Below are 12567 nucleotides of genomic sequence, written 5' to 3'. Positions count from 1 at the left end.
GGGGTTGACGGCGCTGGTTACATCCGGCGCCGGATCAGTGCAGTCGGCTCAGGCCGATTCCCGCTCGGTGCGGTGGCGCCGCAGACCGATGACCGGGGTGGAGGGGGCGAAGCCCGCCTCTGCCCGCTCGATCTCCGACTCGCCGCCCCAGAAGCCGAGCTCGCGCTGGTCGCGAGCCCAACTCCGGCACGCCCGGATCACCACGCACTCGCCGCAGATGCGACGAGCCGCATTCTCCCGCCGCTCACGTGCCGAGGGGCGCTCCCCGGCCGGGGGGAAGAACAGTTCGCTCTTCCCCTTGCAGTTCGCATTTTCCATCCACCAAGGACGAGGCTCCATTGCCATCTCCACCCATCGCCTCCCGTTCGAGTCCGGGGGCATTCTCCGTTTGGCTATTGCTTCCACAACCGAAACACCAAGCAATTGCTTAGTGATCCGCCTGCTTTCACTGCAAAAAGTTAGACGCTCGAATAGCGCCCGTCACGATATCCTATATGAATAGTTTTGATAAATCTATCCCGATAAGTGATACCACGCCGTCGGAGGGCGACAACCTGCCCAAACGCCAAGTACTAGTCATCATACTCACGCTGATGCTGGCCCAGATGATGGCGGCGATTGAGGGCACAGTAGTGTCCACCGCGCTCCCCACGATCATCGGAGACCTGGGCCGCCGAGATCTGTACACCTGGGTTTTCACGTCCTATTTCATCGCATCAACTGCGTCCACTCCCCTGTGGGGGAAGCTCTCCGACCTGTGGGGCCGCAAGGGCCTCTACCAAACCGCCATCGTGATCTTCATGATTGGGTCGGCTTTGGCCGGCATCTCGTCGAACATGACCATGCTGATCGTGCTTCGAGCCGTCCAGGGTCTGGGCGCCGGAGGGCTTTTCACTCTGTCTATGGCCATCTTGGCCGATGTGCTTTCACCCCGGGAGCGGGGCCGGTACCAGGGATACATGGGCGGGATATTCGCTCTGGCCACCATCTTGGGTCCGCTGGCCGGTGGCCTCTTGGTGGACTACGCCCACTGGCGATGGGTCTTCTTCATGGTTCTGCCGCTCGGAGGATTTTCGCTGGTGATGTCGGTCACCCATCTCGAGTTGGCCTTTACCCGCCGCGAGGCGCGGGTGGACTACACCGGTGCGGGCCTGCTCTTGGTGTGGGTGATCGCCATCATCTTGGCCATGGAGCTGGGCGGCGACTCCTGGGACTGGGCGTCGGCCCCTTCGATCGGACTGCTGGCGGTGGGAGTCGGGGGTGCGGCCCTGTTCATCGCCCAGCAGCGACGGACAACCGAGGCAATCCTGCCGCCCCGGCTGTTTCGGCTGCGGCTGTTCAACATCTCATGCGTGATCCAGTTCATCGCAGGCGCGGCCATGCTCAGCGCGGGCATCTTCGGACCGCTGTTCCTCCAAGTGGTCACCGATGTGAACGCCACCCGGTCGGGGCTGCTGCTGGTGCCCATGATGTTGGGGATGCTGCTCACCTCTGTGAGCGCCGGACAGGTGCTCACCCGCACCGGGCGCTACAAGCCGGTGCCGATATTCGGGGCTGCCGTGCTCACCCTGGGCGTGTGGCTGATGTCGACTTTGAGCAGCGAGACGTCGACGTTGACGGCCATGGCCTTTTTGTTCACGATGGGCTGCGGGGTGGGGGCCATCATGCAGGTGCTGTTGGTGGCGGTGCAGAACATCGTCCCCCATGACGACTTGGGGGCGGCCACGTCGGCGTCCAACTTCTTCCGCTCCCTGGGTCAGACTTTTGGGTCCGCGGTAATGGGGGTCCTGTTCACTGCCCGGCTTGACCACTACCTCCCCCGGCTGGTGCCGGGTGGCGATCAGCTTGATATCGAGGCTCTCATCGCCGTGCCGACCCAAATCGGAGCAATCGAGACCGCCTCGGTGCGCGACGGCATAATCGAGTCGTTCGCCAGTGCCATCGCGGATGTCTATTGGTGGGCCATCCCGGTGACAGCGGTGGCCGTGCTGCTGGCCACGCTGGTGCCCGAGTACCGATTGCGGGAGAAGGCCGCTGTCGGCAGCTAATCGGTCTGATCAGCAGCCTCGCTGGCCGCCCGGATGCGGGCATCTCTTTCGGTGGCCGACGGCCACGCCCGCTCAATGGCCTCTCGCAGTCGGTCCTCGGCCCCGTCGGCTGGATCCCAGGCCACCACGTCGCACCCCCGGGCCAGCACCCGTACCGCCCACCCAGACCCGATGACCCCTGTACCTACTACCCCGATGGTTTTCGTCGTCATCGCTAGAGACATGCGTTCACCAAAGAACCTGGACGGGGAACTCTTGGAACGCTGCATCTTTGGTCACTAACACAAGCGATTCCAACTCCGCTTGGGCTGCCAGTATCCGATCGAACGGGTCCCGGTGATGGGCTGTATAGCTGCCAGCGCGCAGTCCGTGCTGGTAGGTGACCGGTAGATGCCGCATCGATGCGTCTATCACGAACTCGTTGAATCGCAACACAGCGCCTTCATATTCAGGCAGCCGGCCGAGCCGAAACTTGGTGGCCACTTCCCAAGCGCTCGCCGCGCTAACGAAGACTTCGTTTTCGGGATCGGTGACGGCCTCTCTGACTGATGGCGGTAGCACCGGATCATCCGCCCAGCACCAAAGAAGCGCATGGGTATCAAGCAGCAGTTCACTCACCGGTGTGCGCGCCTTCCCACGCCGCAAGCTCCTCTTCTGGTAGGGGCTCGAAGAACTCAGGGCCCAACTCAAGTCCGGCAAGCTGCCCTAGACGCCGGCGCTCGCGGCGCGGCAAGGGCATCAGCCGGGCATAGGGTTTGCCCGCTTTGGCCAGGATGATCTCCTCCCCGTTGTGGGCTCGTTCCAACAGCCTCGACAAATGCGTCTTCGCCTCGTGAACATTGACCATCGCGGTCATGACTGATCCTCCTGCCAGGTGGTTTGTGCTCGTCAATATGACTTAGTCCGATAACTAGACTAACTGCATTTGCCGGTCGTGACACCCGTTCGCAGGCTAGAGGCCCTTGCCTTGGCCAAATTGTCACCACCTTCTACTACCTTGCTCATTGTGGGCCGATTCAAGTATGCGAGTTGTGGGCGAGTCCTCTATGGGTTTTGACGAAGTCCGCACGCGTTGGCGGCTGAACCGGGCCGGCATCGTCAACGTGTACCAGTACCAGAATGAGGTGCTGCACTTCGGAGGGGGCCGGCTGCTTTTGCGGGGGGTGAACGGCTCGGGAAAGTCAACTGCGATGAACATGCTTCTGCCGTTTCTTCTCACCGCCCGGCAAGGCCGCATCGACGCAGCCGGAGAGCAGAGCGGAATACTCAAGTCTTGGATGCTGGACGGCCGCGACGATGCCCAGCCGGTGGGCTACCTGTGGATCGAATTCAAGAGGGGGGACGAATTCCTCGTGTGCGGCTGCGGCATCAAGGCCAGCCGATCCTCGGACACGGTAACCACTTGGTGGTTCATCACCTCCAAGCGGCCAGAGATCGATTTCCGGCTGATCGAACAGAAGATGCCCCTGTCTTCCGAAGGCCTGCGAGCCGCCCTCGACGGGGACCAGGTGTTCAACCACCGACAGCGCCGCGACTACCGGGCCGAAGTCGAGCGCTGCCTGTTCGGTGGAGCGTCCATCGATCAGCACATCGGACTCATCAACGTGGTCCGCAGCCCTCGCGTCGGCGACCGCATCGACGTGGACCTCCCCCGACACCTGCTCGATGCGCTGCCCCAATTGTCGGAGCAGGCCTTGGCCGAAGCCGCCCAGCCGCTCGACGACCTTGAGGAGCACCGCGGCAACGTGGCCGAGTTGGACCGAACACTCAAGTCAGTCCGCGGCCTTATCGACGTGTACCGGGCCTATTGCCTGACCGAGCTGCGCGAACGGGCGGCCGACACCAAGACCCGTCTCGACTTCAAAGAGGTCTGCTCGCGAGAGGAGGCCCGAGCGCAACGAGAGGCGGTTGCCGCACAGGCCGAGGTAGCCCGGATCACTGATGAGTTATCCAGGCTAGATGACGAGGTCCAGCAACTGACCAGCGAGATCTCAGCACTGGAGGAATCGCAGATCTACCGCGACGGCCAAGAACTCGATGCCCTGCGCCAACTAGTGGCCAGCCTCGAAAACCAGCAGGCAAGCGCGGCGAGGCGGGTGGCCGACCGAGCGCAGCGGGTCGAGCACGCCGCCCTCGAGCTGGCCCGAGCCCGGCAGCAAAGCCGTGGCGATGCCGAGAGACTCAACACCGAGTTGGCTGCCGCGACCGAGTTGGGGCGGCGCTGCCGGATCGACCGGCATCTGCCTGGCTCGGTGGCGTTGGGCGAGGCCGAACTGGACGGCGCCGGCTCGTCCCAACCCGCAGAGGAATTCGATCCTGGGGCAATCAGCCGCCCGATTGCCGCTGCCAAGGGATCGGTGCTCAGCCGGCGGGCCGACGTCGAAGAAGTTGAAACAGCCCTGGGCGGCCTGGAACTTGCTGAGCAGCAGTTCAGCTTGGCGGAGTCAGCCCTGCAAATGGCGGCCAATGCATCGGATGCCGCTTCCCTGCACTTGGCCGAGCAGCATCAGCGCCTCGGCGGCGCCCGGCGAGCGTGGACCGGCCGAACCCGGCAATGGGCGGTTGCGATCCAGCCGCTATTGAACGAGGCCGGCATCAACGCTCCAACGATCGCCGTGCTCGCAACGTCCCATGCCGACAACCGCGAATCGACCGCCGCGGACCGTCAAATCGAGCCGTCGGGCACCACAGGCACCGGCTCGGAAACAGACGGCCGGGAGGTCGAGCGGGCTGTCTTGGCGGTCGAAGCGGAGCAGCTCGTCGGCCACTGGCGAGAAGCGGTGGCGGCAATCGATCAGCGGCTGCTCGTCGAACAGGAGGCTCTCAACGAGGCGCAGGCTCACTTCGACGAGTTGGCTGCCCGATCCGAGCCAGAGCCGCCCCGGCAGGAGTGGCAAACCGCCGCAGATCACTGCCTCGCCGACCTGATCGATTTCGAGCCCCATCTCGACGACAGCGAGCAGGCGTCTCTCGAAGCTGCCCTGCACGCCTCCGGGCTGTTGTCGGCCAGCCTGGGCCACGACTCCACAGTGGAATTGGCCAACGGAGAGCTGCTTGCCCTCGCAGGCGGGGGCGTTGCCCGCCCGCTAAGCAAACACCTCGCAGTCACCGTTCCCGACCGGCTGATCGGCGAGGTGGATGAGGGCATGGTTGCCAAGCTGCTCGAATCCATCTCATGCGACCTTTCAACCAACGCCCCCACCGCCGTTGCGCTCAACGGCGCCTTCCGGGTGGGGTCGCTCCGAGGCCGCCACACCAAACTGCAAGCCGAGTTCATCGGAGTGACCGCCCGCCGCGCCGCGCTGGACCGCGCCCGGCGGGAAGCCGGTGACATCTTGGATCAAGCCAGGGCTGCATTCGCAGCCAGTGAGGCTGAAAAAGCCGGGCGCCAAGAGTCGCTGGCCCAAGCTAAGCGGCATCTGTCGGACATCCCGGACACCGGTGAGATCATCGCTGCATCCGCCCAGGTTGAAGCGGCCGCCGCCGCGTTCAACAAAGCCGAGAACGAGAGGGCCTCAGCCGCCAAGCAAGCGGCAGAGGCCGAAGACCGCTCGATCCAAGCATCAAACGCATTGCTGCAAACCGCGACATCTCTGGCACTGCCCTCAGATCGCAGCGGCCTCGCTCAGAGTGCCGCCGAGTTGGGTGAACTCCAGACGGCCTTGGAGAGTTGCGTCGCTTTGCTCGACGCGCTGGGGCGCTCTGTCGAAAACTGGCGCCGTGGGGTCGCCCACTGGCACACAGCAAGCTCCGACCTCGATGCCGAGAAGGCCGAGAAGCGCACCAGCCAGGCCAGATACAGCCGGGAGCGCACCCGCCTGACCACCATTGAGAACAGTATCGGCGCCGAATATGCCGAGATACTGGATGCCCGCGACCTCTGCCGAAGCAAGCTGGACGCGACGCGAGCCCGCCTGCCGCCTGCCCGCGATGAGCGCGACCAAGCCGTTGAGCGACGAGCGGGCGCTCAGGCCGCAGCCGATGTCGCCGCCGAAAAATCTGTCGCAGCCGAGCAGTCGTGCGAGGAAATGCGGGCATCGCTAGCCGCGACCCTGTCAGTGCCAGGGCTCGGTGCCGCAGTCGCCGGACCCGACCACCCGGAGACCGGTCCCATTGCCTCGACTGCGACCGGCAGCGAAGGCCTGCGCGAGCAGGTCGAGGCGGTCGAGCGCCTGATCGCCTCCGATCCGACCAGCGACGGTGCCGCCCCATCGCCAAGAGATGGGCCACAAGGACGCGGACCCGCGGCCGCGGGCCAAATCTACTCCGCCGCGGTCACCGCCGACGGGGTCCGGCAGTCGCTGAGACAGCGCCGCGACTCGCTGGGTGCCGGCTGGGACGCGGAGACCCGCCAGCCCGACCCCAAACAGCCTCTCCTCATAGAGGTGACCGGCCCACTGGGAAAAGCACCTCTGGCCGAGGCGGCACAAACAGTAGAGCAGCAGTACCAGCAGCTCGCCGGCCTGCTCACCCACAAGCAAGACACTGCCCTTCGAGAGCTGTTGCAGGGGCTGGTTGCCCGCGAGGTGGCGGAAAAGGTCCGCGGCGCTCAGCGGCTGGTAGAGCTGATGAATCAGCGGCTGGGCACAGTAACAACAGCCCACCATGTGGGAGTGAAGCTGCGGTGGCGGCGCTCCCCCGAACTTGACCAGCCAACCGCCCGCATGGTCGATCTGCTGGCGACCCTCCCCGACTTGCGAACCGACGACGATGAGCGGGAACTGCGCCGCACGCTGTCCGAGCGGCTAGACGAAGCTCGGGCTCTGCAACCCGACATGCCCTACCGGCAGCTCATCGCTGACACGCTCGACTACAAGAAATGGCATGAACTTTCGGTAATGCTGAAACGACCGGGCAAAAGCGATGCCAGGCTGGGGCGCAACACACCGCTGTCAGAGGGCGAGAAGAAGCTGGTCACCTACCTGCCGCTGTTCGCCGCCGTAGCCGCTTCCTACGACGCCCTAGCCGAGCGGGGCGGCTCAGCTGGCAGCGAGCCGCCGGGCATAGCCCGATTCGTTTTGCTCGACGATGCGTTCGCCAAGGTGTCTGAAGACAACCATGAGGCGCTGTTCGGGCTTCTCGTGGACTTAAATCTCGACCTGATCGCCACCAGCGAGCGGCTGTGGGGCACGCACCGAAATGTCCCCGAGCTGGCGATCACCGAAGTCCTGCGCGATGTCGAGCTCGGCGCGATCCTCCTCGAGCACTACCGGTGGGACGGCGCCACCCTAGAGCGCCAAGAAACGCCATGACCGACACCCCTCGTCTCAGCGGTTCCAACAGCGACCCGGCTCGGGCCCGGCAGTTGTTCCGATACCTGGGCGGCGACGAGTGGCCTGAGTACCGGGCCATCCTCAGGGTGTTCGCCAGCACCTTCTTCGCCGAGTTCACCCCCCAAGAGGTGGAGTCGGCCGTTGCCCCCGCTGGCATCGATCCATCAGTGGTGGCCGACCGGCTGGAGAGCCTCCGTCGCTGGGGCAATCTCACCGTGTCGTCATCGGTGGGTACCCCCTCGAACCTCGACGACTACTACCGCAAGCGCAACCGCTATCTCATCACCCGCGCCGGGCAGGAAGTGTTCGAGCTGGTCGAGGGGGTGCTGGCCGGAATCGATGAGATCGGCGATGTGCAGGCCGGCCGTCTGCGCGATCTGCATCATGCCCTCCGGGTGCTGAACGAGCAGGGCACGGCCGGCTTCGAGTTCGTAGAGGGCCAAGACCTAGCCGATGCGGTTCGTAAGGTGTTCGACCTCCACCGAGCTTTCACCAACGAGCTGACGCAGTTCTTCACCGAGCTCAACCAGTGGCAGAGCCGCTATGACCTCAATGCCGACGAAGTTCAATTCTTCGCGGGCGTGCTAGTGGATTACGTCCACGAACAGCTCATCGAGATCGAGCGCATGACCCGGCCGATTGCCCGGACGCTGGAGGAGGTCCTGCCCAAGGTGGGAGACCTGCTCCCTGCGCTGCAATCCGGCTTGGCCGTGCGGGTGGAGCAAGCCGGGCTGGCCCAGAACATGACCGTGCGGCAGCTTCCAGGCACGGTGGTCGCCGACTGGAGGCACCTTGAGGCGTGGTTCGCCGACCAGCACGGGCAGCCATCGCGGGTCGACGCGCTGACCCGGCAGGCGTTGGCCGCGGTGCGCTCCCTCACCGCCAATGTGACCCGCCTGTCGCGGGTGGGTCTCGGCGCAGCTTCGAGGCGGTCTGACTTCGTGCGACTGGCGGGCTTCTTCGACCGAGCCGAGTCCCCCGGCCTGGCCCATCAGATAGCGGCGGCCGCGTTCGGACTCGGTTCGTGCCGCCGCTTGGGAGAGCTGTCCGCTGACGCTGACGATCCGGCCCCGACGATCACACAGTGGAAGGACGCGCCCCGCGCCAACGTGCCAGTGGCATTGCGGGAGCGCGGCGAGACCGCCCCGCGGGGTCTGGCGACGCCGATCATGGACAGAGGCCGTGAGCGGGAGCTGTTGCGCCGCCGCCGAGAGCGTGACCGCGTGGCCCTCGAGGCCGCGGCTTCTGATCTGCTGGCTGGCGCGGGCGACAACGGCTGTATCGACGGCGCTCGGTTGCCTGCCGCCGCGTTCTCCATGCTGCGCGACTTGATCAGCCGGTCGGGATCAGGGGAAGGCAGCGACTCCGACCGCCGTTTTGCGAATGAGGCCGGAGTTCATTGCGAGGTGCGGCGGGCCAAAGGCGCCGTCACCGTCGTCCACTGCCCCGAGGGCACATTCTCGATGCAGGGACTCATCGTCACCATCACCCCGGCAACACGCAATGACGCTGCCCCTTCACCGGTGCCGGTATCACAGTGAACGCCACCCCTGCTCCAGCGAATTCGATAGACCCCCAGCGAGACCTGGATCTTCGCACCGCAGCCCGTTATCTGGTCCGACATCCCCTAGTGCTGGCCGAGAACGATCAGGACATGTTCATGCTGATCCGCCGCCATGAGCGGGCGCTTGGCGGATTGTTCACCCGGCGCTTCGGCTACCGCCTTCAAGTGACCGCCGACACTGCCCGGCTGTTCAAATCGTCGGTGGTCCCTCTCCGCCGCCCGCTGCTCACTCCAACCAGCCAAGAACGGCCCTTCTCCCAACGCGAGTACACCATGCTCGCCCTGGCCCTTGCCGCAACCGCCGCGGGACCGACTGTGATCAGTCTGCGTGATTTGATCCACGAGGTCCGCTCCGCGGCAGCCGATGCCGACATCGCCCTCACCGAGGAGTCAACCGACCGCCGAGCCCTGGTCACCGCCCTGAAGTGGATGATCCAACACGGCATAGCGCGCGAGATCCACGAGCATGTAGACCGCTACGTTGCCGACGAGGCGGCCGACGCGGTGCTGAGCCTCCGCCCCGACCGCGTCGCGCTGCTGCCACTACCGGTACTGGCCCGATCGGAGACTGCCGAGCAGGTGCTCGACCGGTCCGATCAGCGGCTCTCGTCACGGGCGTGGATGCGCTCAGCCCTGCTGGAAGAGCCGGTGCTTTTTCGCACCGACCTCACCGACGGCGAATGGTCCGAGCTTCGACAGCGGCTGGGCGAAGAAGCCGCTGTCTTCGACGACATGTTCGGCGTGCGCCTCGAATCCCGCGCCGAGGGGATCATGGTCGTCGACACCGAGAACGAATTGACCGACAGCCGCTTCCCGCGGGGCGGAACCCTCGGCCACGCCGCCTTGCTGCTTGTCGACCGGCTTGTACACCTAGATCGAATTCCAGCCGAAGTGCTGCCCGGCAGCGGCATTGACAACGACCTCGACGCCGACAAGACAGGCCGGGTGCCATTCTCCCGTTCCGATGTAATCAACGTGGTGGCCAGACTGGCCGCTGAGCACCGCCGCTACTGGTCACAAGATGCTGCCGACAACCCCGAACGCCTCACCAGAGATGTGCTTGACCTGCTCTGCGACCACCGTCTAGTCGAAGTGGACGGCAATGTGGTCTGGCTGCTGCCGCCTGCCTGGCGCTATTCGATAGACGTCCAATACCTGCAAGAGTCGCTCCTTTGAGCCCCCGCCCTGTCCCAGAGTCGCTGCTCTCGCCTGGCTTGGGCGCTATCTGGGCCGCCGCACGCCACCGACTTGACCGCTTCGGCCCCCAGCGCCGCGGAACCATCGCCACCCCGGCGCTCGACCCGGCGAGCACCCTGGCCGCTGAGTCCCTGCTGGGGCGAAAGCTGGCCAAGAGCCTGGATCTCGAAGAGTTGGAGGCGGCATTGGCGGCCCGGGCCGTCGGCAGCGATCTCAGTGATGCACTCACCCGCCTCGGCTACCCGCCATCTGCTGATGCCGCCCAGCGGCGATCTGAGCGAGCCCGCGCCCAGCAGGCCCGAAAGTCACTGCACCGCGCCGTCGCCGGTTGGGACGAGCCGTGGGCCGAGGACTGGGCCGAGGCCGTTGCGGGGGCCGGACTGCTGCGGGACTTCGACAGTGACCGCGCTGCCAGTCTCGCCGCCGATGTTCGACGCCTGCTCAACCATCTCCAGCACACCCTGCCCTCTACCTCAAGCCGCACAGAGGTTGCCGCCGCACTCTACGGATCGGCGCATGCCCTCGACGCCGGCACCAGGCGAGCCAGCGCGGTGACCCACGCCCTTCGCTTTTGCCATGGCCCGCTGGAGGAGCGCGAGCTCTGGGAGGCAGCCGGCATCCTTTCCGACCGGGTCTCAGCACCCGCGCTTGTCTGGTCGCTGCCGGTCGCAGGCGCATCCCCGTTGGACATGCACATCCGGCTTGCCTTCCATGCCGGCCTGCCCCTTCACATCAGCTTGTACGCCCTGCGAAGACACGCCATCTCTGTCGATGCTGGCACCCCCGTGCTGGTTGTTGAGAACCCGAGACTGGTCGAGGCCGCGGCCGAGCGCCACCTGCCAGCTTGCGTGATCTCTACCAACGGCAACCCCTCCACCGCGGTAACCACCCTGATGAGCCAACTCCAGCAGGCTGGGGCGTCCCTTCGGTATCACGGCGATTTCGACTCGCCGGGCATTGCGATCTGCCGCCGAATGCACGAATTCGGCTGTTCGCCGTGGATGATGGACGCTGGCGACTACACAGACGCCATCAAACAGGCCAAGGAGTCCGATGTGTTGCTCCTGTCGGATCCCAAAGAATGCGGGCCAACCCCGTGGGATCCGAAGCTCCATGCAGCGTTCGATCACCACCGCCTCATCATCCACGAGGAGTTTGTGCTCGATGGGGTCCTCGACCGATTCGGCCGATTGAACCAGTGACCGCTAGGCCGCCGCTATCACCAGGTGGGGTTGGTGAGGATGCCGCCGTCCACCACCAGATCGGCGCCGGTTACCCACCGGGCCAGATCAGAGCACAAGAACACGCAGGCGTCGCCGACATCCTCGGGGGTTCCCATCCTCCCCAGGGGCACGGCTGCCATCCATCGCTCCACCCCCTCAGGCCAGTCTTCGGCCAATCCCGGGCGGTCGATCAGCCCCGGCGACACCGAGTTGACTCTGATGCCATGAGTGCCCCAGGCCAGCGCGGCCGCCTTGGCGTGCATGACGAGACCCGCTTTGGAAGTGGCGTAGTGGCCGTGAACCGGGGTGGGGTGCTGGGCTTCGATGGAGGCGATGTGGACGATCGACCCGCCAGTTCCCTGGTCGGCCATGGCCGCAGCCGCTGCCTGGGTCAGCCGGTGTACGGCGGTGAGGTTGGTGTCGATCATCTCGCCCCACTGCTGGTCGTCGAGTTCGGTGAACGGGGCCACCGGCTGGATCCCAGCGTTGTTGACCAGGGCGTCGATGCGGCCGAAGTGCTCTCGGGCCGCGCTCACTACCGCCCCTGGGCCTTCTCCGTCGGTGAGGTCGGCCTGCACCTCCACCACCTCTCCCCCGCTCTGGTCGACAGCTGACGACCGGGTGTGGGCCACCACCGAGGCCCCAGCCGCTGCCATGCGCCCGACGATCCCCGCCCCGATACCGCCGCCCGCACCGGTGACCACCACTACCTTGCCAGTGAGGTCCAACAGGTCAGCAGGCGATGCCGTCACGACCGCACCAATCCAACAATCTCGGATGCCGCCGACGGGTACTGCTCGATGAGCTGCTCCCCGTCGCCGAGCTCGAATCCTTCGTGGTGATAGGGCGGCGCCATCGTGGTCCCCACCAGCGACCACTCGCCCCGAGTCGAAGCCCCCATCCAGGTATGAGCCGGAACCACCACACAAGGCCGCTCCCCGGCAACTAGATCATCACCAAGAATCGGCCGCCCCACCGATCCATCTGCCCCCAGCAACAGCATCTCCACCGCCGCCCCGCCGTAGTGATGCCACAACTCCGGTCCGTCGAGGCGGTGCATAGCCGAGAAATCCCCCGGCTGAAGCAAGAAGTAGATGGCCGTGCTCTGCTCATCCCGCCAAACCTCCCGCCACATCCCCCCCTCTTCCGGCAACGGCGCCAGCCCCAACAGCGCCACCACCTCGACACCGGTGAGTCCCGCCAGACCCTCCTGCTGCCCCATCACTCACCGACCATAGCGGTGTGTCGCAGAAACAGCTGTC

At 65.4% G+C, this 12567-nt stretch carries 11 protein-coding genes; 5 read left to right on the top strand and 6 right to left on the bottom strand.

All coding sequences use genetic code 11. From position 1 onward, the window contains the following. Positions 1 to 48 precede the first annotated feature (48 nt). Positions 49 to 339: a WhiB family transcriptional regulator gene (locus tag ACOOGG_RS13515; RefSeq protein WP_419923582.1), complete on the bottom strand. Its 291-nt coding sequence runs from the start codon at positions 337 to 339 to the stop codon at positions 49 to 51. 155 nt (positions 340 to 494) lie between these two features. Here ACOOGG_RS13515 and ACOOGG_RS13510 point away from each other — a divergent pair, with 155 nt between their 5' ends. Further along, on the top strand, positions 495 to 2048 hold the full coding sequence (locus tag ACOOGG_RS13510) for an MDR family MFS transporter (RefSeq protein WP_420435897.1): 1554 nt from the start codon (positions 495 to 497) through the stop codon (positions 2046 to 2048). On the opposite strand, the gene ACOOGG_RS13505 is transcribed toward ACOOGG_RS13510, so the two are convergent. The 3 genes from ACOOGG_RS13505 to ACOOGG_RS13495 are packed head-to-tail and all read right to left on the bottom strand — an operon-like array spanning position 2045 to position 2904. Continuing rightward, a complete protein-coding gene (locus tag ACOOGG_RS13505) occupies positions 2045 to 2272 on the bottom strand; it encodes a 3-hydroxyacyl-CoA dehydrogenase NAD-binding domain-containing protein (protein ID WP_420435895.1) in 228 nt (75 codons plus the stop codon). The genes ACOOGG_RS13510 and ACOOGG_RS13505 overlap by 4 nt on opposite strands. Before the next feature lie 4 nt (positions 2273 to 2276). Next, on the bottom strand, positions 2277 to 2666 hold the full coding sequence (locus ACOOGG_RS13500) for a type II toxin-antitoxin system VapC family toxin (RefSeq protein WP_420435893.1): 390 nt from the start codon (positions 2664 to 2666) through the stop codon (positions 2277 to 2279). Then, complete coding sequence (locus ACOOGG_RS13495; RefSeq protein ID WP_420435891.1) at positions 2659 to 2904, bottom strand: type II toxin-antitoxin system Phd/YefM family antitoxin; 246 nt, start codon at positions 2902 to 2904, stop codon at positions 2659 to 2661. The genes ACOOGG_RS13500 and ACOOGG_RS13495 overlap by 8 nt, the downstream gene beginning before the upstream one ends. 175 nt (positions 2905 to 3079) lie before the next feature. Here ACOOGG_RS13495 and ACOOGG_RS13490 point away from each other — a divergent pair, with 175 nt between their 5' ends. From ACOOGG_RS13490 to ACOOGG_RS13475, 4 genes are read left to right on the top strand one after another with little or no spacing between them, the layout of a single operon-like run. Beyond that, complete coding sequence (locus ACOOGG_RS13490) at positions 3080 to 7300, top strand: TIGR02680 family protein (protein ID WP_420435889.1); 4221 nt, start codon at positions 3080 to 3082, stop codon at positions 7298 to 7300. Further along, on the top strand, positions 7297 to 8862 hold the full coding sequence (locus ACOOGG_RS13485) for a TIGR02677 family protein (RefSeq protein ID WP_420435887.1): 1566 nt from the start codon (positions 7297 to 7299) through the stop codon (positions 8860 to 8862). The genes ACOOGG_RS13490 and ACOOGG_RS13485 overlap by 4 nt, the downstream gene beginning before the upstream one ends. Further along, the gene (locus ACOOGG_RS13480) at positions 8859 to 10061 is read left to right on the top strand and encodes a TIGR02678 family protein (protein WP_420435885.1); all 1203 of its coding nucleotides are present in this window, start codon (positions 8859 to 8861) and stop codon (positions 10059 to 10061) included. The genes ACOOGG_RS13485 and ACOOGG_RS13480 overlap by 4 nt, the downstream gene beginning before the upstream one ends. Next, positions 10058 to 11284: a TIGR02679 family protein gene (locus tag ACOOGG_RS13475; protein WP_420435883.1), complete on the top strand. Its 1227-nt coding sequence runs from the start codon at positions 10058 to 10060 to the stop codon at positions 11282 to 11284. Before ACOOGG_RS13480 ends, ACOOGG_RS13475 begins: the two co-directional genes overlap by 4 nt. Before the next feature lie 17 nt (positions 11285 to 11301). Here the strand turns inward: ACOOGG_RS13475 and ACOOGG_RS13470 are convergent, their stop codons facing one another. After that, positions 11302 to 12057 (bottom strand): SDR family NAD(P)-dependent oxidoreductase, encoded by a 756-nt coding sequence (locus ACOOGG_RS13470; RefSeq protein ID WP_420435881.1) that lies wholly within the window; start codon positions 12055 to 12057, stop codon positions 11302 to 11304. Next, positions 12054 to 12527, bottom strand: a complete 474-nt coding sequence (locus tag ACOOGG_RS13465) for a cupin domain-containing protein (protein ID WP_420437607.1) — start codon at positions 12525 to 12527, stop codon at positions 12054 to 12056. The genes ACOOGG_RS13470 and ACOOGG_RS13465 overlap by 4 nt, the downstream gene beginning before the upstream one ends. Between the last annotated feature and the right edge of the window lie 40 nt (positions 12528 to 12567).

It is taken from the genome of Candidatus Poriferisocius sp., from assembly GCF_965214065.1.
GTDB lineage: Bacteria > Actinomycetota > Acidimicrobiia > Acidimicrobiales > Bin134 > Poriferisocius.
The sequence above is the reverse complement of the archived record's forward strand: the minus strand, read 5'-3'. Positions and strand labels throughout refer to the sequence as shown.